Genomic DNA, 20,048 nt, shown 5'->3' on the forward strand with positions numbered 1-20,048 from the left:
TTCGTGTTTCATGAATGGAAACACATTGCCGGATTTTCGTCAAAACAGAATTTTAATTCCAAGCCGCCGTTCGACAGCGTCACGACGCTGCGGGATTACCAATCCAAAGCCCGTTGGGATGAAGGCTGGCCTCTTTACCCCTGGCGTCGGCGTGCGCGCCGCGGGGGCCGCCTCTGCCAACCGGCGGCACCGGTACAGTTCGTCGATCCTGGCTTCGTCGGCTGCGATGCCCTGCCTCAGCCTCGCCACATCGGCACGCAGCACTTGCAGGCGCCGCAGTGCTTCGCGCCGTTCCTGCTCCATCCTGGCGACGATGACGGCCTGGGCAGCGGCACCGCCGCGCCCGCCCAGACGCTGCAGAAGATGCGCCTCCTGCCTCCGGATTTTCCGTTCGAGCTCCTCAAGACGCCGTGTCTCGATGGCCTCACCGGCCTGGGCCGTAACGAGGATCCGGCGCGTCGCCGGTAGGCGCGCGGTCGCTTCCCGTAATTGAAGGTCGAGCATGGCCAGGGCGTAACCCGTACCGGGCACAGGCGTCGCCACTGCGTATTTCCGACGCCAGAGCGTTAATAGGGTCTTGAGCATCGGCGCCTCCTGAACGATGTTCACAGACAGCACCTTGAAAGGTATCTGAACATTGTTCAAGAGCGTTTTGAACGTCGTTCATAGAAATCTTCTGCCGTGAGCACGGCCGAGGCTTCGCCACGCCAGCAAGCTTTGCGGGAGCGGCTCCTCCTCGTGGCGGAACAGATCCTGGCGACAGAGGGTATCGGCGCTCTACGGGCCCGGGACCTGGCGAGGCAGGCCGGCTGTGCCGTGGGGGCGATCTACACCGCCTACCCGGATATCGACGCGCTGATCCTGGCGGCGAATGCGCGCACGCTGGATGCCATCAACGAGGCCCTGGCCGCCTTGCCGCCGCCCTCCCCCGGTCCAGACGGTGCGGCGCGGCGGATGGAGGAACTGGCGGAAGCCTATCTGGATTTCGCTTTGGCCAACCGAGCACGCTGGGATTCACTCTTCGCCCACCGCATCGCCGGCGGGCAGCCGAAGCCGCTCTGGTACCAGGAACGGCAATTGCCGATGTTCCGCCGGCTGGAGGAATTGCTGGCGGCGCTTTGCCCCAGGATGGCGGCGGAAGCACTGCCGCCGCTGGCACGCACGCTGTTCTCCGCCGTGCATGGCATCGTGCTGCTGGGGCTGGAAGAGAAGCTGGTGCCCACGCCCCTACCGCTGATCCGGGCCGAGTTGCAGCGGATGGTGCGGGCCATCGCCACCGGGCTGCGGGCCAGCGCCGCCACCTGATTACCCAGGTGGCGGCATGGGTCGTTCAGGCGGCCTTCTGCTGGCGCAGCGGCACCACGCCGCACCATTCCGCGATGAACAGAGCCATCGCCAGCGTCGTCTCCTTCAGGCTGTCCAGGCGCACGCGCTCATCGAAGGCGTGCGGCCCTTCGCCGTCCGGCCCGTAGCAGAGCGCCGCGATGTCGTAATACAGGCTGTAGAACCGGGTATCGTTGACGGCGGTGCTCAACCGCGTGGGTACCGGCTTGCCATGCAGCTGCTGGTGGATGCGCGCCAGCAATTGTTCCGCCTCGCCACCCGGCTCCAGCACCGCGCCATCGGCCTCGAAGCCGATCCACTCGATGGCGGGCGGGTTATTGGCCAGGAACGGGTCGCGTTGGGCGGCGGTGCGGATGGCCTGTTCCACGCCCGCCTTGGCATCGGCCACCTCGGCACCCGGCAGCAGGCCGATGCGGCAATCGACCTCGCACCAGGCCGGTGTGCTGCTGGCCCAGTCCCCGCCGCGGATGACACCGGGGTTGAACTTGATCGGGTCCTGCACCTCGCCGAACCAGGGGTCGCTGCGGGCGGCTGCGTTCAAGGCAACCGTGTGTTCCTGCAGGGCACGGATCATGTCGCAGGCGGAGAGGATGGCGTTGCTGCCGGCCTGCGCCACCATGACATGCACCGGCGAGCCCAGCACCCGCAGGCGGAACCACAACGCGCCGCTCTGCGCCCGCGTCAGTGTCTGGCCGGTCGATTCCGGGATGAAGCATGCATCGGCTCGGTACCCGCGCAGCAGGGTCGCCAGCGCGCCGTTGCCGGTGCTCTCCTCCTCCGTCACGGTCTGCACGCAGACATCCGCCGCCGGCTCCAGCCCCGCCGCGCGCAGCGCGTCCAGCGCGAAGATCATGCAGGAGACACCGGCCTTCATGTCGTAGGCGCCGCGCCCGTACATCCAGCCGTCGCGGATGGTCGCGGAGAAGGGCGGGTAGGTCCACATCTCGTGCGGGCCGGTCGGCACCACGTCGATATGGCCTTGCAGGATCAGGCTGCGGCCGCCGGGCGTCGCGGCACGGTGCATGGCGGCGACCTGCACGCTGCCGGCGGGGTCAACCTCGACCATCGGGCTGGCCTTCGGGTGCGCCGTCAGCGGCACGTCGGCCAGGGTGAAGCGGTCCACGGCATAGCCACGGGCGGCGAGCTGATGGGCGATCCAGTCCTGCAACGGGGCTTCCTGGCCGCGCAGGCTGGGGAAGCGCACCATCTCCGCCAGGAAGGCCACTTGCTGCTCGTGGCCCGCCTCCACCGCGCGCCGCAGGCGGGCCATCATGTCCGTGCCGCCAGTTTCATCCGCCATGCCGCGCATCCTCCTCACGATCCAGCCGGCTCGTCCCGGCCCTGCCCGAGCCTAGAACGTGATGGCGGCAGGGGGAATCACCCCGGGGCAAGATTCGCGGCAGGGGCGGCCTCAGCCCAGGGCGATCAGGTCGGCCCGCAATCGGCCTGGATCGGCCCCCGGCAAGGCGCGCTCGACCTCCGCATGCGTGGACTTCCAGGTCGGCACCGCGGCGGCCAGCAGCGCCCGCCCCTCCTGCGTCAGGATCAGCAGGCGGCTGCGGCGGTCGGCTTCGTCCACCTGCACCCTCACCAGGCCACGGCGCTCCAGCGGCTTCAGGTTCGCCGTCAGTGTGGTGCGATCCATCGCCAGCAGCTGGGCCACCGGCGCCATGCCGGGCGGGTGCGGCCGGTTGAGCGACATGAGCAGGGAGAACTGGCCGTTCGTCAGATCGAACGGCCGCAACGCGTCGTCGAAGCGCCGTGCCAGCGCGCGGGCCGCCCGCTGCACGTGCAGGCACAGGCAGGTATCGCGCACCAGCAGTGTCGTCTCGAATGGAACCAAGGCAGCAGTGTCAGGCATGAGCATGAAATGTTGATATCAACTGGTTGTGTCAAGCGCCCGGTGGCCACGCTGTCCGAGGCATGGCCGGCTCAGCCTGCCGGCGTGGCGAGCAGGGCGCGGACGGCATCGGCCTCCTGGATGGCGCGGTCCACCCAGGGGCCGGCGGCGGCGATGGAGGGGGTCAGGTCGAAGGCCGGGTCCAGTGCCACGCCCTGCGCTTCGGGCATGGCCTCCAGCACCGCGCGCAGCGGCCGGCCGCTGCGGCGGACCTCGCCGGCCGCGTGTTCGACCAGGGCGTGGGCGGCTTCGCGCCCCATCGTACCGCCCAGGCGAGATGCTGCGGCATCAGCGAAGAGCAGCCCCTGCGTCAGGTCGATATTGGCGCGCATACGTTCCGCATCCACCGTCAGGCCTTCCGCCAATCCACGGGCCTCTCGCAGAGCGCCGGAGACCAGGCCGAACAGCGGCGGCAATGCGTGCCACTCGGCGTGCCATGCCCCGGCGGGGCGCTCATGCAGCGCGACCATGGAATCGGCCAGGATGCCGGCATAGCCGCGTGAGGCCGCCTGCGCCGCCAGGATGACCGTGCAGGACACCGGGTTCCGCTTGTGCGGCATGGCGGAGGAACCGCCACGGCCAGGAATGTAGGGTTCCGCCACCTCCCCCACTTCCGTGGAGCAGAGATGCGCGATGTCGGTGGCCATCTTCGCCACGGCGCCCAGCACGGTCGCCAGCCACGCCCCGGTCTCGGCCATCCGGGCCCGGCGGGTGTGCCAGGCGATGCTGGTGCTGCCGAGGCCGAGCTCGGCCGCGAAGGCCTCCAGCACCGCCGGCCCGTCCTTGCCAAGCGCGGCCAGGGTGCCGACCGGCCCCGCCAGGGAGGCGACCAGGACCCGGCGGCGGATCTCCGGCAGGCGTTCCGCGACCTCGGACACGCCAGCCAGCCAGACTGCGACCTTGTAGCCGAAGGTCAGCGGCGCCGCGTGCTGCGCGTAGGTGCGGCCGACGCAGGGCGTGGCCCGGTGCGCCGCCGCCAGCCGGGACAGCCCGGCCAGGATGGCGTCCAGCTCCGCCGCCACCAGGTCCAGCGCCGGGCGCAGTTGCAGCACCAGGGCGGTGTCCATGATGTCCTGGGTGGTGGCGCCCTTGTGGAAGGCGCGTTCCAGCTCCGCCGGAAGTTGCTCCTGCACATCCTTCACGAAGGGAATGGTGGGGACGGCGGAAAGGGCGGTGCGGCGGCCGATGGCGGCAGCATCCAGCGGCGCCGTGGCCGCGATCGCCGCCGGCAGCGTGGCGGGCACCAGGCCGAGCCCGGCCTGCGCGCGCGCCAACGCGGCCTCGACCGTCAGCATGGCGCGCAGCCTCGCTTCGTCGGCGAAGACCGCCCGCATTTCCTCGGTTGCGGAGAGGGGGCCGAGGAGGGCGGAATCAAGCGCGGCGAACGTCACTGGGCGCGCAGCCCCAGCAGCGCCCGGGCTTCCGTAGCCGTTGCAACCTGCCGGCCGTGGCGGCGCACCGCCTCCGCCGCCAGGCCCACCAGTTCCGCGTTGCTCGCGGCCAGGCGGTCCCGCGTGATGCGGATGTTGTCCTCCAGACCGGTCCGCACGCCGTCGGCGCCACGGGCCAGGGCCCATTCCATCACGGTGGATTGGGTGCGGCCGATGCCGGCGGCGGTCCAGGTCGCGTTGGGCAGCACCCGGCGCAATTCGCCCAGTAGCAGGTCCAGCAGGTGTTCCTCGGCCGGCATGGCGTTCTTCACGCCCATGACGAACTGGACATGCGGCCGGTCGTGCATCAGCCCGGTCTCTACCAGCCTTCGGGCAGCATGCAGGTGGGACAGGTCGAAGATCTCGATCTCCGGCAGTACCGCATGATCACGCATGCCGGTCGCCAGCTGTTCGACCAGGGAGGTGGGGTTCTCATAGACAATGGTGGGAAAGTTGACCGAGCCGGTGGACAGCGAGGCCATGTCCGGCCGCAGGCTCAGCGACGAGCCACGGGACGAGGGGTCCCGCCCCCGGCCGCCGGTGGAGAACTGCACGATCATGCCCGGGCAATGCCGCTTCACCCCTTCCTGCACCTGCGCGAACAGGGCGGGATCGGAGGAGGAGCTTTCATCCGGATTGCGCACATGGATATGGACCAGGCTGGCGCCGGCCTCGAACGCCGCGTGGGTGGATTCCACCTGCTCGGCCGGGGTGACCGGCACGGCGGGGTTGTCCTTCTTGCGCGGCACCGAACCGGTGATCGCCACGGCAATGACAACGGGCTTCATGGCGTGCTTCTTCCCTCAGGCTCCACCCAGCTGAAAGACACCGTTCCCCCCGCCGCTGCAAGAGCCCCGTGTTAGTGCCCGTTGGCGGGATGCAGGCTGCCAGGGCCGGGCATGGCGGGGAAGCAACGCAACCACGGCGGTTGCTGCACCGCCGGGCGGCGCGCCAGCCACAGGCCCCTCGCCTCCAACGCCTGGGCGATCCCGGCCAGGGCTGGCAGAGCCTGCAATGCCATGAGGTGCGGCATGATGCAGGAGAGCAGCGCCACAGCCTCGGCGGTGCCCTGCCGTTGCTGCAGGGCAATGGCGTCCAGCAACAGGGCCTCTTCCTCCCCCACCACCCGGTCCCCCAAGCAATGGACGCGGGGCAGGCGGCCGGCGCCCCGATGCCACAAGGCCAGGCAGGCCTCTAGCCGACGGCCGCCGCCCTCTACGCCGAGATCCTCGAAGACCTGTGCGATACGTGCGCCGGGGTGTCCGCCAAGGCGGACCTGGTCCACCCAGAGCCGCATGCACCAGAGCACGGCGTGCTCCGCCAGTGGCAGCGCCGCGACGGACTCGGCGGGACGGCAATAGGGCAAGGCGGTGCGCTCCGGGCATGGGCCGACACGCGGCGCCGGGGGCCAAAGAATGCACTCCACTCAATTGCGATTGCAAGTCGTTCTCATTAACTTGCGGCCCTGATGAGCCTTGCCGCCGAGCTTATTGGATTTGTCATATTGGAAGTTTGATCAAGGTTCTGTAAAGAAAAGGGAAAGTACCAATCGGGGCGACGAGGGTGCGAGTCAGTCGCAGAAACGTGACTGGAGAGGCTGCCCGATCATCACGAATTGCCGCCTCGATCTCCCTGCCGCCCCATGCTGAGTTAGGTCGGTTGACGGGACTCGGTCGGCAATCGAGCGCACTGACATAAGGATAGAGTTGAGTGCAACAGCATCGCCAGGACACCGCGGCCGCGACGGACGCCCAGCAGAGTTTCGGCACCGCCGGCATTGCCCCGATGGGTGGCGAGAGCCGCCTGGTGCGTTTCTTCATGTCCATCGTCTCCTGGGCGGAGCGGCTCAACCTGCGGCATGCCAAGCTCGGCAATCCTCCTGTCTACGACAACGCGGTATTTCCCTGGGCGACGGAGATCGAGAAGGAATGGCCGCTGATCCGGGCGGAGTTGGACAAGGTGCTGCTGCGGCAGGAAGAGCTGCCGAGCTTCCATGACATCTCCACCGACGTGGCCACCATCAGCGCCGATACGCGCTGGAAGACCTTCTTCCTGACCGGCTACGGCCTGTCCTCCCAGGCCAATATTCAGCAGTGTCCGGAAACCTGGCGGATCGTCCAGAAGATCCCCGGCCTGAAGACAGCGATGTTCTCGATCTTCGAGCCCGGCAAGCATCTCCCGGCCCATCGCGGCCCTTACAACGGCGTTCTGCGACTGCATCTGGGCCTGATCGTGCCGGAGCCACGTGACAAGCTGGCCATCCGCGTCGACCAGCAGGTCTGCCATTGGGAAGAAGGCAAGGCACTGATCTTCGACGACGCCTATGAGCATGAGGCCTGGAACCACACGGAGCATACCCGCGTGGTGCTGTTCGTGGATTTCGTGAAGCCGCTGCGCTTCCCCGCCCGGCTGGTGAACTGGCTGCTGCTGAACATGGCGGTCTTCACCCCCTTCATCCGCGAGGGGCTCGACAACCATAAGGCCTGGGAAAAGAAGTTCTACGCCCAGGCCGAAGCCATCCGGAACCGCCCGCGCTGATACCAGGGGCAGCCCCCTCCCCCTCCATCTTCCCCCGCCCTTCCATTCCTGTGGGCGGCTGACAACCTATTCCGGGCCCAGCGATTATGCTGCGGTAACCCGAGGGGAGCTCAGCCGATGGAATGCAGGTTGGATGGCCAGGTCGCCATGGTCACCGGCGGGAGCTCTGGCCTCGGGCGCGGCATCGCGCTGCTGTTCGGCCAGGCGGGCGCCTCCGTGGTGGTCAATTACCGCTCCGGCCGCGAAGGCGCCGAGGAAGTGGTTCGCCAGATTATCGGAAGCGGCGGCCGGGCGATCGCGGTGCAGGCGGACGTGGCCCAGGAAGACGCCGTGGAGGCGATGTTCGCCCAGGCGGTCGAGACCTTTGGCGCCGTTGATATCCTGGTGGCGAATTCCGGCATCCAGAAGGATGCCAGGATCGGCGACATGTCGCTGCAGCAGTGGCAACAGGTGCTGGATACCAACCTGACCGGGCAGTTCCTGTGCGCGCGCGCCGCACTTAAGCAATTCCGTGCACAAGGTGACCGCGGCGTCTCCCGCGCCCACGGCAAGATCCTGTGCATGAGCTCGGTGCACGAAGTGATCCCATGGGCCGGGCATGTGAACTATGCGGCTTCCAAGGGCGGCGTTTCGCTGTTGATGAAGAGCCTGGCGCAGGAAGTGGCCGGCGAGCGCATCCGGGTAAACGCCATTGCCCCCGGCGCCATCCGCACCGCCATCAATACCGAGGCGACCCAGGGAGACGCCGCGAAAAAGCTACTGAAGCTGATCCCGTATCAGCGGATCGGTGAAGCGGAGGACGTGGCGAAAGCGGCCCTGTTCCTGGCATCCGACATGGCGGATTACGTCGTCGGCGCCACGCTGTTCGTGGATGGCGGCATGACGCTGTATCCCGGCTTCGAGGATAACGGCTGAAGAAGCCGCCCTGACCCCCACAGGGCGCGGCGTCTCACTCCTTGGCCGCGCCCTTCCTCGGGCGTGCCTGGGCGGGGGGCATCAACTCCGGTAGCCGGTCCGCAATGGCGTGGATGATGTCCTCGGAGATCGAGGTCGCGAAGCGGAACATCCACTGGCCACCATTGCGCGTCAGCGTGCCGATCCGCTGGCCGTCATGCACAATGTGCCGGCGGTCCGGCGGCGTGGCGCGGGCGGCGTTGCGCTTGACCTCCCTCCCCTCCGCCGCACGCATCAGGGTATCGACCTGCTCGTCCGGGTCAGGGTCCTTCTGGGCGTCCAGGGCATCGACGATGCGCTGGAAGGCCAGCGGGTCCGCGTCCAGCGCCTCCATCACCCGGCGGGCACGCAGAACCGCCAGGCGGCGGGGATCGCGCAGGCGCTCCATGATCTCCGACGGAAACCGCGCCAGGCGCAGGTAGAGGCTCAAGGTGGAGGGGTCCAGGCCGAACTGGGCCGCGACATCCTTGGCCTGGATGTTCAGCCGACCTTTCACCTCCGCGAACCAGCGCGCACGCTCCAGCGCCGAGATGTCCTCCCGCCGCTCATTCTCAGAGAACTGGATGCGCAGCATGGCGGCATCATCCAGCGGCCGAACGCGGGCCAGCACGCTGCGGCCCAGGGCGCGGCAAGCTTCCAGGCGGCGGCGGCCGGCGGCGATCTCGAACCGCCCCTCCTCCGCCCGGCGCAGCGTGACGGGGTCGTTCTGGCCGTTGGCGCGAATATCCTCCAGCAGCGCGTCAAACTCGGCGCCTTCGAAGGCGGGACGCATGCGATCCCGCGGCAGGGAGTCAGTGATCAGGTCCGGGCTGAGGAACAGGAACTCATCGGCATCGCTGCCGGCCTGGACCGCCAGGGCCTTCGCCTGGGTCAGTTCCTGCTCCAGGTTCTCGCCCCGCTGGTCGGCATGGGCCAGGGACTGCTCCAACCGCTGGATGCGTTCCTTCAGGCTCTCGCTCACCGTGCCCAGGGCCGAGGAGGGTTTGTGCAAGGCGGCGGGCTTGGCTGCGGCCGGGGCGGCGTCCCCACTCCGCTCCCGCATGGCTTTGGCGAGTTGCGTGAAGCGGGAGGCGGAAGGTGGGCTCATGGCTATCTCCTCAGTTCCGCTTGGCCGAAGACGCCTTGGTCCAGGCGGCCAGGACATCACGCTCGATCAGCCGGTTCACGGCGTTGATGCTGTTCAGCGCGCGCTGGCAGGCGGCACGGTCGGTCGTCGGCTCATACTCGTACAGCGTTTCCTTCCCCAGGCCGGCGGTGCCGAGGATGCGCGAATGCAGGAAGGGTTCCGGCAGCACCATCTTGCCGAAGCGGTCCCGCGCCAAGGAAAACAGGGCTTCCTGACTACGATCCGTCGGGTCGAAATCCGTGATCAGGATGCGGGTGAAGGCCGGCTGCAGCCCGGCGCCGAAAGCCTTGGCGAATTCCGCCATGTAGCTGGCCAGATGGGCGAAGAACTCGCCGGTGGAGGCCAGGTCCGTCATGGTGGCACGCGTGGGCACGACAATGCCGGTCGCGGCATGCAAAGCCGTGGTCATCAGCATGTTCACGTCGGGCCGGGTATCGACCACCACAATATCATAGCGCGTCGGCAGTGCCGCCAGGAACGCGTTGAATTCATCGAAATACAGCGTTTCCTCTGCCTCGGCGGAAGCGGCGCGCTTCGCAAGCGCCTCTTCCGCCGCGGAAAGCGCTGCGCCCGCCGGAACCAGATCGATGGTGGGCCAGTAGGTCCGCCGGCACAGTGCGGCGACATCCAGACTATCGATCCGGCCCTCAGCGCGCGCGGCGGTCCAGGCCGCGAAGCTCTGGTCCAGCCCAGCCTCATAAGCGGGGTCGAAGCCGAACTGGGCGGTGGCACTGCCCTGGCTGTCGAGGTCCACGAACAGAACGCGATACCCCGCCAATGCCATGAACTGCGCGAAGTGCACGCTGCTGGTGGTCTTGGCCGAGCCGCCCTTGAAGTTGGTGAATACGATCCGCGCCGGCGCCTCCTCGCCCTTACGGCGTTTGCGGCGGGCTCGTTCCCCGGGCGAAGCGCTGACCGGCAGGACCTCGCGCAAGGTACCAAGCTGATCGAAGCTCAGCCGGCTCCGGCTGGCGGGGGCGAGGTTGGGGAACCTGGCCCGCACCAACGCCCGCAGGTCGGCCGGCGGCACGCCGAGCAAGCCCGCGCTCTCAGACAGGGAGAAGCTGCGGAGGGTTTTCCGCTTCTCCGGCGCGTTCTCGACTTCGATGGCCACGCGCTGGGCAGCACGCAGAACCTCGGCAACGTTCCGGAAGGCCGCCAGCTGATCCACTCTCGCACCTCATCCGCATTCCTCGGTCCTGTTAACCTATGCGGGGAGAAAAGGGAACAATGCTGCGCCGGGCCATCCAGTTGGATGCATCCAACTGGATGCCGGGAGTGGCTAGAGACCGGCGATGGCGCCCTTGCGAAACAGGAAGTCGCCATAGGAACGGGCGTCTCCCACCTGTACCACGGCGAAGGCCTGGCGGGATGCCTCGTAGAAGGCGAACCGTTCCAGGCCATGCAGCGCGGCGCCAGGGCCAGCGGCGTGGCGGATGATGTCCCGCATCTCCTGCTGCACGGGTGGAACGGAGGTCGGATCGCCGACCACCTGCATGCACCGCACCGGGTCCGGCACAAAGTCGTCCAGGGGGAGGACGGACAGGATAGCTCGCGCCACAGCGCCCATCCTCAATCCAGGAAGCCGCAGCAGGCGGCCAGAAGATGTGGCCCTGGCAACCGCCTCAGCCGGGAAGTTTGCGTCCACCAGCGCCAAGTCATCTCCATGCCCCATGGCGGCCAGGACCCAGAGCAGGTCAGGCGTGAGCAGAGGGTCGATGTGCTTCAGCATGGCTCAGTGCCTCCCACGGCTGGAAAGATACAAGCTTTGTGCGTTGCCTCCGAGAATGGCATCCCTCTCCGCCTCTTCTAGCGGAGAGAGGAGCTGCTGCGTCACTGCCCACCAGTCGGCGTAAGGCGCCGCCAGGGTCAGCACGGGCCAGTCGCTGCCCCAAAGCAGCCGCTTAGGCCCAAACACTGCGAGCAAGTGCTCCACGTAAGGTCGCAACGCCGCAGCGTCCGTCCCAGGCCCAGCCTCGGTCAGCAGGCCGGAAAGCTTGCAGCACGCCTGGCTCGCACCAGCAATCGCTGCCATATCCTCGGCCCAGCCTTGGAACCCACCCTGGCCGATGGCCGGCTTTGCCGCGTGGTCGATCACCACCTTCAGGTCCGGGTGCCGTTCCAGTAATCGGCGGATGTGCGGCAGATGCTGCGGCCGGACCAGGGCGTCCAGCACCAGGCCATGCTCCTGCATCGCCGTCAGCCCTACCGCGACGTCGGGGCGCAGAACCCATGCCTCATCGGAAAGGTCATGCAGCATCGGCCGCAGGCCGACCAGCAGCGGGTCCGTGGCCAGCTCCCCGACCATGCTGCGCGCCTCTTCCGCATCCAGCGGCACCCAGCCGACCACGCCCCGCACCCAGGGCGTCTCTCGCGCCAGACCCAGCATGTATCGGGTCTCCGCCACGGTTGGCGCGGCCTGGACCAGGATGGTGCCGCCAATCCCCTGTTGGTCCAGCAGCGGCTTCAGGTCAGGTGGCTGGAAGTCGCGGTAGATGGCGGCAAGCTCAGGCGTCAGCCAACCGTAATCGCCCCGCTGCAAATGCCAGAAATGCTGGTGTGCATCGATCCGCATGGCACTATCCCGGTATCGGCGCATGCGCCGCCAGCAAGCCCGCAGCCTTCAGCTCCCCCCACAAGGCCGCCGGTATCACCGTGTCCAGCGCCTGCAGGTTACGCTCCACCTCCGCCGGACTGACCGCGCCCAGCACGACGGAGGACACGGCCGGATGCCCCAGCGGGAATCGCAGCGCGGCGTGGGCGAGCGGCACGTGGTGCCGGGCGCAGATAGCCTCGATCCGCCGCACCTTCTCCATCACCGGCTCGGGCGGCGCGGCGTAGTTATACCGGGCGCCCGCCACGGCCCCGGTCGCCAGGATGCCGGAATTGAACACCCCGCCCATCATGACGCCGATACCCTTCCGCAGCGCCAGCGGCAGGAACACGTCCAGTGCCGGCTGCTCCAACAGGGAATAGCGCCCGGCCAGCAGCATGGTGTCGAAATCGCCTGCCTCGGCGAAACGCACGCACATTTCGGCCTCGTTCACTCCAAGGCCGATACCCTTCACGACGCCCTCCGCCCGCAGCCGCTCCAGCGCCGGGTAGGCACCTTCCATCGCCTCGCGGAAGCGCTGTTCCAGCGCATCGCCATGGGTCCAGACATCGACATCGTGGATCAGCAGCAGGTCGATCCGGTCCGTCCCCAGCCGTAGCAAGGACTGCTCCACGGCGCGGAGCGTGCCGTCATAGGAGTAGTCGAACACCGCCTTATGCGGCAGCCCTCCAGCGAAACCGGGGGAAATGGCGTCCTGGCTTGTCCTCTCCACCGGCGCTCCCGGCACCATCCGGCGCCCAACCTTGGTGGAGAGGACGATGCTGTCCCGTGCCATGCGCCGCAGGGCGGTGCCGCAGCGGTGCTCGGCCAGCCCGTTACCGTAGTGGGGGGAGGTATCGAACAAGGTGATGCCAGCGGCGCCGGCGGCCTCCACCGTGGCGATGGCCGTCGCATCATCCAGCCTGGCATACAGGTCGCCAAGCGGTGCTGCGCCGAAGCCGATGGCCGAGACCTGCAATCCTGTCCTGCCCAAGGTGCGCGATGGCATGCTGCGCTGAACGGTCACGCGGCGTTCCTCCTGCTTTTCAGAAGGCTATCATGCCGGCTTCGGGGAAGGGGAGGGGAGTTCGCCCCTCAGGCCATGGCGTCTTGAGGCGCTCCCTGCGGCGTCCGCAGCTTCGGCCTGGAGGGCAGAATAGCGGCCCGCAGCGCCGCCAGGGCAGGGGGCACCGCGCCAGCCCCGAAGGGCTCGGGTACTTCCAGCGGACGGCCATCCTGCATGACGTAGCAGCGGTCGGCGAAGCCGCGCAGCAGGCGCATGTCGTGGGTGATGAACAGATAGGCGACGCCAGTGGTATGCCGCAGCCCTGCCAACAGGCGGAGGATGTGCGCCTGGGTTTCCAGATCCAGGCTGCTCACCGCCTCATCCAGCAACACCAGACGCGGGGCAGGGGCCAGGGCGCGGGCGATGCACAGGCGCTGCAGCTGGCCGCCGCTGAACCGATGCGCCAGCCGGCCGAGTTCCGTGGGCTCAAGCCCGACTGCCAGCACCAGTTCCTCCACCCGCAGTCGCAGCGCGGCACCGGACATTCCCAGGTAGCGCAGCGGCTCGGCCACAACGTCAAAGGCGCTGAAGCGGGGACTGGTGGCCCCATGCGGGTCCTGGAACACCGCCTGGATCTGTGGCCGTATCGCGGGGGCCATGCGGCCGGCCTCGTCCAGCAAGGGAAGCCCATCGAAGTTTACCGTGCCGGCATCCGGCTGCTCCAGCCCCAGCAGGATACGCCCCAGCGTAGACTTGCCAGAGCCGGTCTGCCCCAGCAGCGCGACGCATTCGCCCGCCTCGATGTGCAACTCGCCACCACGCAGCACGGCCACCGGCGGCCGCCGGGCGAACCAGCCGCCTGCCCGGTAGGTCTTCTCCACGCCCTTCAGCCGCAGCAGGCTCATTCCGTCGCCTCACCATACAGGGCAAAATGCGTGCGGAGCAGCGCCTGGGTGGCCGGATGGCACGGCGCTTCGAACAGCCCGACAACGTCCCGCTGCTCAACGATGCGGCCGCCCTGCATCACCGCCACATCGTCAGCCAGCCGCGCGATGACGGAGAGGTCATGCGTCACCAGCAACACCCCGATGCCACGCTGGGCCACCATCTGTTCCAGCAAGGCCAGGATCTGCGCCTGGACGGCCAGGTCCAGGTCGGTCGTCGGCTCGTCCGCCAGCAGAAAATCGGGGTCCCGGCACAGGGCCAACGCCAGCATGACCCGTTGCAACATCCCGCCGCTGAGCTGGAACGCATAGGAAGCCAGGACGGCCGCCGGGTCAGCGAAACCGACTTCAGCCAGTAGCCCCGCCGCCCGGTCCGCCGCCGCTCGTCGCGCCAATCCGTGCGCCGCCAGCGTCTCGGCGAAATGACGGCCGATGGTCACCAGGGGGTTGAAGCAGGCGCGGGGCGATTGCTGTACCAGCCCGACCACCGCGCCCCGCAGGGCCGCAACCTGTTGCGCCGCCAGCACCGCGCCGTCGCGCAGCACCTGTCCGCCGGTCTGGCGCAGGGCCGGCGGCAGCAGCCCCAACATGGCCAACACCGTCAGGCTCTTGCCGCCGCCGCTGGTCCCCACCAGCCCCAGCACGCGGCCGCGTGCCAGCTGTAAGGAGACATCCCGCACCAACGGCGTCGCGCCGGCGCTGACACACAGTCCCTGGATAGCCAGCGTGCTCAATGCGCGTGGCCTTGCAGCGCCGGGTCCAACCGGTCCCGCAACGCATCACCCAGCAGATTGAACGCCAGCACCGTCAGCAGGATGGCAGCGCCTGGCAGCAGCACCAGCATCGGCGCCACGCGAAAAAACGGGCGGGCGTCGTTGATCATGATGCCCCATTCCGCCGCCGGGGCCGCCAGGCCCAGCCCCAGGAAGGACAGCCCCGCGACATGCAGCATCCAGTGCCCCAGATCCAGGCTGGCCAGGACCGCCAGCTGTCCGCCCACGGCCGGCAGCACGTGCCGGCGGGCCACGTCCAGCCGCGATGCACCTGCCACCCGCGCGGCCGCCACATAGTCCCTGGCCCGAAGGGAGAGCGTCAGCCCACGCACCAGCCGCGCATACCAGGCCCAGTGAGAGAGTGTGATGGCGATGACGACGTTGGTCAGGCCGGTCCCCAGCGCGCCTATGAAGAACAGCGCGAGCACCAGGGTCGGCACCGTCATGAAGGCATCGGCCACGCGCATCAGCATCGCGTCCACCACCCCGCCGAGCAGTCCGGCCGTGGCGCCCACCAGCGAGCCCAGCGCCAACACCAGCGCCAGGATGATCGCCACGGCGCCCATGGAGGCCCGCGCGCCCCACAGCAGGCGGGAGAGTACGTCGCGGCCCAGATGGTCCGTACCCAGCCAGTGCAGGGCGGAAGGCGGCAGCAGGCGGCTCGCCAGGCTGGTCTCCGCCGGGTCGAACGGTGCCAGCCAGGGCGCGAACACCGCGGCGCCCAGCAGAACCGCTACCAGCAACAGCGCCAGACGCACCTTCATGCCGCGCGCGCCCCGAAGCGGATGCGCGGGTCCACCCAGGCATAGGCAAGGTCCACCAACAGATTGCACAGCACGAAGACCAGCGTCATCACCAGCACGAAGCCCTGCAGGACGGGGAAGTCCCGATTGGTGATGGCCAACAGCGCATATCGCCCCAGCCCCGGCCAGGCGAACACCATCTCCACCACCATCGCCCCGCCCAGCAACTCACCCACATGCAGGCCCAGGGCGGTGAGGGGGGGGATCATTGCATTCAGCACAACATGCCGGCCGAGGATGGTCCGCCGCGGCAGGCCGCGCGCCCGCGCGAACACCAGGTGTCGCTCCCCCAGCACGCCCAGCACGGCGCTGCGCATCAGGCGCAGCGTCACGCAGGCGGACATGGTGGCAGTCGCCACGGCCGGCATGATGATGCTGGCAGGCCCGTCCCGCCCCATGGCCGGCAGCCAGCCCAGTTGCACGGAGAACAGCAGCACCAGCAGGAAGCCCAGCCAGAAATTCGGCAGCGATACGCCAAGGAAGGCGATGGCTCGGGTCAGGTGGTCGGGCCAGCGGTCCCGGTACAGCGCGGCCAGCAGGCCCAGCGGCAGCCCGACCAGCACCACCAGCAGCAACGCCGTACCCGCCAGTTGCAGGCTGGCGGGCAGGAAGTGCAGCACCTCCTCCAGCACCGGCCGCCCCGTGCTCCAGGACCGGCCGAGATCCAGCCGCAGCGCGCCGGACAGCCAACTCCAATATTGCGCGGCCAAAGGCTGGTCGAGGCCAAGCTGCTCCCGCGCCAGGGCCAGTGCGTCATCGGTGGGCGGCAATTGCGACAGGCGCAGATAATCCAGCGCCGGATCACCCCGCCCCAGCCGCAGCATCAGGAAGAACACCAGGGAGACGATCAGCAGCAACGGTACCAGGGTCAGCAGCCGCCGCACGGCAAAGCCCAGCACCGCTCAGCCCCGGCGCATCTGCGCGAAGGGAATCTCGTAACGCGTGTCCCCGAACGGCACGGTGCCGAAACCCTTGCGGTAAACAAGCTTGTTGGTGAGGAAGGATACCGGCAAGTACACCGCCTGCTCGTGCAGCGTCGTCAGCAGCCAGCGGTACTCCGCCGCACGATGCTCCTCCTCGGTCGAGACCAGCACGGCGCCGATGCGGCGGTCGATCTCCGCCTTCATCGGCAGGCCGCGCTGGGCCTGGTAGTCGGCATGGGCGGGCTGCCGCATCGAGCCCAGAAAGGCATGCGGGTCGTAGGGCGCGCCCCAGGTGTCGGCGAAGATCATGCCGAACTCGCCGGAACGCTGGCGGCCGTAGAAGGTGGCCGCATCCTCGCCCAGCAGCCGCACCGCCATGCCGATGCGCGCCAGGTCACCCTGGATCGCCTCGGCCAGGGCCTTCTGCAGGGCATCGCTGCCGACGAAGCACAGGTCGAAGGCCAGCTCCTGGCCCTGCTTGCGGCGGCTACCGCCCCGCTGGGCGGCCCGGACCCAGCCGGCTTCCTCCAGCAAGGCCTCCGCCCGTGCGCGGTCAAACCCGAAGGGCGGCAGGCCGAGATCGGTGTAGGGGAAGTTCGGGGCAAACAGCGTCTGCGCCGCCGGCTCGGCGTCCAGCAGCACGTGGCGGACCAGCGCCTCACGGTCCACCCCGTGCTGGATGGCCTGGCGCACCGCCAGCTCCGCGGTGGGGGAGCGGCCGGAATTCACCGCCAGCATCCGCGTCGCCAGCGGCGGGGAGACAGCAGTGGTAAAGCGCGGGTCGGTCGCGAAGCGGCGGAAGGTATCGCCGTCCAGCTGGTCGGTACCGTAGGTCAGATCAATCTCGCCGGTCTCCAGCGTCAGGGCCCGGGTGTTGGCATCGGCCACTACCTTCACCACCACACGCTCCAACGCCGGGGCCTCACCCCAATACAGCGTGTTGCGGGTGAAGACGTCCCGCTCCCCCCACACCGTCTCGGCCAGCACCCAAGGGCCGGTGCCGACGGGGGCGGAGACACCGCCTTCCGGCCGCAGCACGGCAGGGGAGGCGAAGCGCAAAGGCCGGATCAGCGCCAGTTCCGGCAGCGCGGGATAATAGGCGTGCGCCAGCCGCAGCCGGACCGTGCCGGCATCCACCGCCTCCGCATCCTCGATCTGCGCGACGAGGTCCAGCCAGGCATGGTTCTGCCGCCGGCCCAGCACTGCACGGATATTCGCCACCACGGCAGCCGCATCGAACGGCGTACCGTCCGAGAAGCGCACGCCCCGGCGCAACGTGAACACCCAGTCCCGGCCTTCCTGCCGCCAGGCCGTAGCCAGGGCTGGCTGGATGCCGCCACCTTCCACGTAGCGCACCAGCGGCTCGTACAGCATCGACTGCGCGTACATCTGATTCGCCGAGTAGCCGTGCGGGTCCAGCGGCCCGGCATTGACGGGCCAGGAGAAGGTCAGGCTGCGCGCCGCGGCCGTGGCGGCGCGCGGGCGGCTGACGGGCTGCGGCATCCAGGCTAGGGTGGCGGTGGCAAGCAGGGACCGGCGCAGCAAGGGCGTCTCCATATGGCGGGGCCGCCAAGGGACCGTCAGCGGGACCATCAGTGTGATGTCTGAGGTCAAATATCATACTGGGTACGCCGCCCTGTCCAGCCCAGACCCGCGAGGAGGCCGCATGCAGCGCATCACCATCACCTTGGACGACACGCTGCTGGCCGAGATCGATGCTCTTGGCTACCAGAACCGCTCCGAAGCCATCCGTGACCTGGCGCGCGCCGGGCTGCGCGAAGCCGCAGAGGAACGAAGGCGGGAAGGGCCCTGCGTCGCCGCCCTGGCCTATGTGTACGACCACGCGCGGCGCGACCTCTCCCAGCGCCTGACCAGCAGCTTCCACGACCACCACGACCTTTCCGTCGCGACGATGCATGTGCATCTCGACCACGAGAACTGCATGGAAGTCACGGTGCTGAAAGGCGACGCCACCCAGGTGCGTGGCTTCGGCGAGGCCGTGATTGCCGAACGTGGCGTGCGGCACGGCAGGCTGCTGATGATCGATGCAGGGCACACGGCGCATCACGGGCATCACGCCACGGCAGAGCCCGAGGCAGAGTAGTCGAAACCAGCAGGCCTGTTGGCGGGCCTTGCGGGAAGCAGGGCCGGGAAGGAACCTCCCCGGCCCGGCGGCGTCAGCCCCGCTGCAGCAATTCCACCATCACGCCATCCGGCGCCGCCAGAAAGGCGATGCTCAGCCCCGGCTTCGGCGATTTCGGCTCCATGGTGAAGCGCACGCCCTTGGCCTTCAGCGCGGCGGCCGTGGCGGCAAGGTCCGTCACCTTCAGGCCGATATGCTCCAGGCCCTGATGCGGCGTCGCCTGCGCGGCCGGGGTGCTGGCGGGCACCTGCTCGATGAACATCGCCACGCCGCCCAGATTCATCACCACGCGCAGCGCCTCGCCATTCATCACGCGGTCGCGGATCTCGGCGCCCAGGCAGTCCACGTAGAAGGCAGCGGCGGCCTCAGGGTCCGGGCTGCGCAGATGGAAATGGTCGAAGGTGAATTCGGTCATGGAAGTTCCCTGTTGGTAGTGGCCGGGCCGAGGCCGGGCCGGACGTTCGGAATGGCCGGTCGTGGCGGCCACCGGGCTTCATCGCGGGCCGTACCGGCGCCTGAGCCGGCACGCCGGCAGGTACGGCAGCCTATGGCCGCCATACCCGCACCCTGTCACTCAACCGCGACTTCGACGGTGCCGAGGCCTGGGAATTCGGCCTTCACGCGGGTGCCCGGCTCGATCATCAGCATACCGGTGCAGCTGCCGGTCGTGACGACCATGCCGGCGACGAGGCCGCCATAGGCCCGCGCCCCGGTATCGGCCAGCCACTGCAGCAGGCGGACCGGATCGCCGGCGGTGTTGCCGCCCACATGGTCCACCACCGTCTTGTCGTTGAAGGAAAGCCGCACCGGCTGGTTCACCGGATCGATCTTGCGCCAGTCGGCCAGAGCGGGCCCGACCACCAGCGCGCCATGATTCATCTGGTCGGCGACGTGGCTCATCGGTTCCGTCACGCCCAGGCGGGTGAAGCGGGTATCGACGAGCTCGATCACCGGATGCAGGCTTTCCACTGCGTCCAACACCTCTTCCCGCGTGTAGGGCGTATCGCGCAACGGCAGGTCACGGCCGATCAGGTAGGCGATCTCGGCCTCGATGCCGACAACGTGGAAGCGGCTGGCCGCGACCGGGCCGGGCGTCATGATCAGGTCCACGGTGTTCAGCGGCGCCACGCCGGGCACGGCCTGCGGGTTGGCGGCCCCCACCTTGAAACCACCGACCGGCCCGCGCGCCTCAGCCACACGCTGCTGCACGGCCGTGGCTTCCTCCAGATTGGCGGGGCGGGCGCCTTCCGGCAGCGCGTCCAGCCAGACGCGGTCGCGGCGCGCCTTCAGTAGCGCTTCGGCGGCGGCGGCGATATCGGTGGCCATGCGGGATTTCCTCCAGGAATGCTGTCCCGCATTTGTGGACCGGCCAGCAGGCGCAGGCCAGCCCCCGGCCGTTACGAAACGCGTGCCAAGGCCTGTTCGCCAAGTCCTTCCGGGGCGCCGCTTCCCGCGTGCTTCAAGCCCCAGGCTGCTCTAACCTGTGACGATCGCGCCTCAGATGGCGAAGTTGAGGGCTTCGGGAGTGGGCCGGCGCAGGCCCTTGGCGGCGGCGCGGCGCAGCAGTTCCG

The 20,048-nt window shown here is 68.5% G+C and carries 22 protein-coding genes; 4 read left to right on the forward strand and 18 right to left on the reverse strand.

Going from position 1 to position 20,048, the window contains the following annotated elements:
- Positions 1-39: 39 nt before the first annotated feature.
- The gene (locus IBL26_RS17005) at positions 40-585 is read right to left on the reverse strand and encodes a hypothetical protein (RefSeq protein ID WP_187785701.1); all 546 of its coding nucleotides are present in this window, start codon (positions 583-585) and stop codon (positions 40-42) included.
- Positions 586-681: 96 nt separating this feature from the next.
- On the opposite strand from IBL26_RS17005, the gene IBL26_RS17010 reads away from it, so the two are divergent.
- Complete coding sequence (locus IBL26_RS17010) at positions 682-1,305, forward strand: TetR/AcrR family transcriptional regulator (protein WP_187785702.1); 624 nt, start codon at positions 682-684, stop codon at positions 1,303-1,305.
- Between the two features lie 25 nt (positions 1,306-1,330).
- On the opposite strand, the gene IBL26_RS17015 is transcribed toward IBL26_RS17010, so the two are convergent.
- The 5 genes from IBL26_RS17015 to IBL26_RS17035 form a co-directional block, all read right to left on the reverse strand.
- Positions 1,331-2,644: an ArgE/DapE family deacylase gene (locus IBL26_RS17015; protein WP_187785703.1), complete on the reverse strand. Its 1,314-nt coding sequence runs from the start codon at positions 2,642-2,644 to the stop codon at positions 1,331-1,333.
- A gap of 111 nt (positions 2,645-2,755) precedes the next feature.
- The gene (locus IBL26_RS17020) at positions 2,756-3,211 is read right to left on the reverse strand and encodes a MarR family winged helix-turn-helix transcriptional regulator (protein WP_241749486.1); all 456 of its coding nucleotides are present in this window, start codon (positions 3,209-3,211) and stop codon (positions 2,756-2,758) included.
- Positions 3,212-3,276: 65 nt separating this feature from the next.
- Positions 3,277-4,635: a class-II fumarase/aspartase family protein gene (locus tag IBL26_RS17025; protein WP_187785704.1), complete on the reverse strand. Its 1,359-nt coding sequence runs from the start codon at positions 4,633-4,635 to the stop codon at positions 3,277-3,279.
- A complete protein-coding gene (locus IBL26_RS17030; RefSeq protein WP_187785705.1) occupies positions 4,632-5,462 on the reverse strand; it encodes a BKACE family enzyme in 831 nt (276 codons plus the stop codon). The genes IBL26_RS17025 and IBL26_RS17030 overlap by 4 nt, the downstream gene beginning before the upstream one ends.
- 71 nt (positions 5,463-5,533) lie before the next feature.
- A complete protein-coding gene (locus IBL26_RS17035; RefSeq protein WP_187785706.1) occupies positions 5,534-6,040 on the reverse strand; it encodes a hypothetical protein in 507 nt (168 codons plus the stop codon).
- Positions 6,041-6,384: 344 nt separating this feature from the next.
- Here IBL26_RS17035 and IBL26_RS17040 point away from each other — a divergent pair, with 344 nt between their 5' ends.
- Entirely contained in the window at positions 6,385-7,212 is an 828-nt protein-coding gene (locus IBL26_RS17040; RefSeq protein ID WP_367615456.1) for an ornithine lipid ester-linked acyl 2-hydroxylase OlsC, read from the forward strand.
- Positions 7,213-7,329: 117 nt separating this feature from the next.
- On the forward strand, positions 7,330-8,127 hold the full coding sequence (locus IBL26_RS17045; RefSeq protein WP_187785707.1) for an SDR family oxidoreductase: 798 nt from the start codon (positions 7,330-7,332) through the stop codon (positions 8,125-8,127).
- Positions 8,128-8,161: 34 nt separating this feature from the next.
- Here the strand turns inward: IBL26_RS17045 and IBL26_RS17050 are convergent, their stop codons facing one another.
- From IBL26_RS17050 to nikA, 10 genes are all read right to left on the reverse strand, one after another.
- Positions 8,162-9,253 carry a ParB/RepB/Spo0J family partition protein gene (locus tag IBL26_RS17050; RefSeq protein WP_194443623.1) on the reverse strand — a complete coding sequence of 364 codons (1,092 nt, stop codon included), beginning with the start codon at positions 9,251-9,253 and terminating at the stop codon, positions 8,162-8,164.
- A gap of 10 nt (positions 9,254-9,263) precedes the next feature.
- Positions 9,264-10,463, reverse strand: coding sequence for an AAA family ATPase (locus tag IBL26_RS17055; RefSeq protein WP_187785708.1), 1,200 nt, complete (start codon positions 10,461-10,463; stop codon positions 9,264-9,266).
- Between the two features lie 111 nt (positions 10,464-10,574).
- Positions 10,575-11,024, reverse strand: coding sequence for an RbsD/FucU family protein (locus IBL26_RS17060; protein WP_187785709.1), 450 nt, complete (start codon positions 11,022-11,024; stop codon positions 10,575-10,577).
- A 3-nt stretch (positions 11,025-11,027) separates the two neighbouring features.
- Positions 11,028-11,867 (reverse strand): amidohydrolase family protein, encoded by an 840-nt coding sequence (locus IBL26_RS17065; RefSeq protein WP_187785710.1) that lies wholly within the window; start codon positions 11,865-11,867, stop codon positions 11,028-11,030.
- A gap of 4 nt (positions 11,868-11,871) precedes the next feature.
- The gene (locus tag IBL26_RS17070; protein WP_367615457.1) at positions 11,872-12,912 is read right to left on the reverse strand and encodes an aldo/keto reductase; all 1,041 of its coding nucleotides are present in this window, start codon (positions 12,910-12,912) and stop codon (positions 11,872-11,874) included.
- Positions 12,913-12,980: 68 nt separating this feature from the next.
- Complete coding sequence (locus IBL26_RS17075) at positions 12,981-13,796, reverse strand: ABC transporter ATP-binding protein (protein ID WP_187785711.1); 816 nt, start codon at positions 13,794-13,796, stop codon at positions 12,981-12,983.
- Positions 13,793-14,569 (reverse strand): ATP-binding cassette domain-containing protein, encoded by a 777-nt coding sequence (locus tag IBL26_RS17080; RefSeq protein ID WP_187785712.1) that lies wholly within the window; start codon positions 14,567-14,569, stop codon positions 13,793-13,795. The genes IBL26_RS17075 and IBL26_RS17080 overlap by 4 nt, the downstream gene beginning before the upstream one ends.
- Positions 14,566-15,372 carry a nickel ABC transporter permease subunit NikC gene (gene nikC / locus IBL26_RS17085; RefSeq protein ID WP_187785713.1) on the reverse strand — a complete coding sequence of 269 codons (807 nt, stop codon included), beginning with the start codon at positions 15,370-15,372 and terminating at the stop codon, positions 14,566-14,568. Before nikC ends, IBL26_RS17080 begins: the two co-directional genes overlap by 4 nt.
- Positions 15,369-16,310 (reverse strand): nickel ABC transporter permease subunit NikB, encoded by a 942-nt coding sequence (gene nikB / locus IBL26_RS17090; protein ID WP_187785714.1) that lies wholly within the window; start codon positions 16,308-16,310, stop codon positions 15,369-15,371. Before nikB ends, nikC begins: the two co-directional genes overlap by 4 nt.
- A gap of 3 nt (positions 16,311-16,313) precedes the next feature.
- A complete protein-coding gene (nikA, locus tag IBL26_RS17095; RefSeq protein ID WP_241749488.1) occupies positions 16,314-17,879 on the reverse strand; it encodes a nickel ABC transporter substrate-binding protein in 1,566 nt (521 codons plus the stop codon).
- Between the two features lie 121 nt (positions 17,880-18,000).
- Between nikA and nikR the strand changes: the two genes are divergently transcribed.
- Entirely contained in the window at positions 18,001-18,438 is a 438-nt protein-coding gene (gene nikR, locus IBL26_RS17100; protein WP_187785716.1) for a nickel-responsive transcriptional regulator NikR, read from the forward strand.
- 73 nt (positions 18,439-18,511) lie between these two features.
- On the opposite strand, the gene IBL26_RS17105 is transcribed toward nikR, so the two are convergent.
- The gene (locus IBL26_RS17105) at positions 18,512-18,892 is read right to left on the reverse strand and encodes a VOC family protein (protein WP_187785717.1); all 381 of its coding nucleotides are present in this window, start codon (positions 18,890-18,892) and stop codon (positions 18,512-18,514) included.
- A 155-nt stretch (positions 18,893-19,047) separates the two neighbouring features.
- Complete coding sequence (locus IBL26_RS17110) at positions 19,048-19,803, reverse strand: 2-keto-4-pentenoate hydratase (RefSeq protein WP_187785718.1); 756 nt, start codon at positions 19,801-19,803, stop codon at positions 19,048-19,050.
- Positions 19,804-20,048 lie beyond the last annotated feature (245 nt).

The organism is Teichococcus aerophilus (genome assembly GCF_014490485.1).
GTDB classification, from domain to species: Bacteria; Pseudomonadota; Alphaproteobacteria; order Acetobacterales; family Acetobacteraceae; genus Pseudoroseomonas; species Pseudoroseomonas aerophila.

Excerpts from the sequence above, each read along its gene's own strand:
- nikC (WP_187785713.1), bottom strand. The coding sequence starts at position 15,372 with ATGAAGGTGCGTCTGGCGCTGTTGCTGGTAGCGGTTCTGCTGGGCGCC.
- IBL26_RS17050 (WP_194443623.1), bottom strand. The coding sequence starts at position 9,253 with ATGAGCCCACCTTCCGCCTCCCGCTTCACGCAACTCGCCAAAGCCATG.
- IBL26_RS17105 (WP_187785717.1), bottom strand. The coding sequence starts at position 18,892 with ATGACCGAATTCACCTTCGACCATTTCCATCTGCGCAGCCCGGACCCT.
- IBL26_RS17030 (WP_187785705.1), bottom strand. The coding sequence starts at position 5,462 with ATGAAGCCCGTTGTCATTGCCGTGGCGATCACCGGTTCGGTGCCGCGC.
- IBL26_RS17075 (WP_187785711.1), bottom strand. The coding sequence starts at position 13,796 with ATGAGCCTGCTGCGGCTGAAGGGCGTGGAGAAGACCTACCGGGCAGGC.
- IBL26_RS17110 (WP_187785718.1), bottom strand. The coding sequence starts at position 19,803 with ATGGCCACCGATATCGCCGCCGCCGCCGAAGCGCTACTGAAGGCGCGC.
- IBL26_RS17005 (WP_187785701.1), bottom strand. The coding sequence starts at position 585 with ATGCTCAAGACCCTATTAACGCTCTGGCGTCGGAAATACGCAGTGGCG.
- IBL26_RS17015 (WP_187785703.1), bottom strand. The coding sequence starts at position 2,644 with ATGGCGGATGAAACTGGCGGCACGGACATGATGGCCCGCCTGCGGCGC.
- IBL26_RS17045 (WP_187785707.1), top strand. The coding sequence starts at position 7,330 with ATGGAATGCAGGTTGGATGGCCAGGTCGCCATGGTCACCGGCGGGAGC.
- IBL26_RS17065 (WP_187785710.1), bottom strand. The coding sequence starts at position 11,867 with ATGCGGATCGATGCACACCAGCATTTCTGGCATTTGCAGCGGGGCGAT.
- nikR (WP_187785716.1), top strand. The coding sequence starts at position 18,001 with ATGCAGCGCATCACCATCACCTTGGACGACACGCTGCTGGCCGAGATC.
- IBL26_RS17020 (WP_241749486.1), bottom strand. The coding sequence starts at position 3,211 with ATGCTCATGCCTGACACTGCTGCCTTGGTTCCATTCGAGACGACACTG.
- IBL26_RS17060 (WP_187785709.1), bottom strand. The coding sequence starts at position 11,024 with ATGCTGAAGCACATCGACCCTCTGCTCACGCCTGACCTGCTCTGGGTC.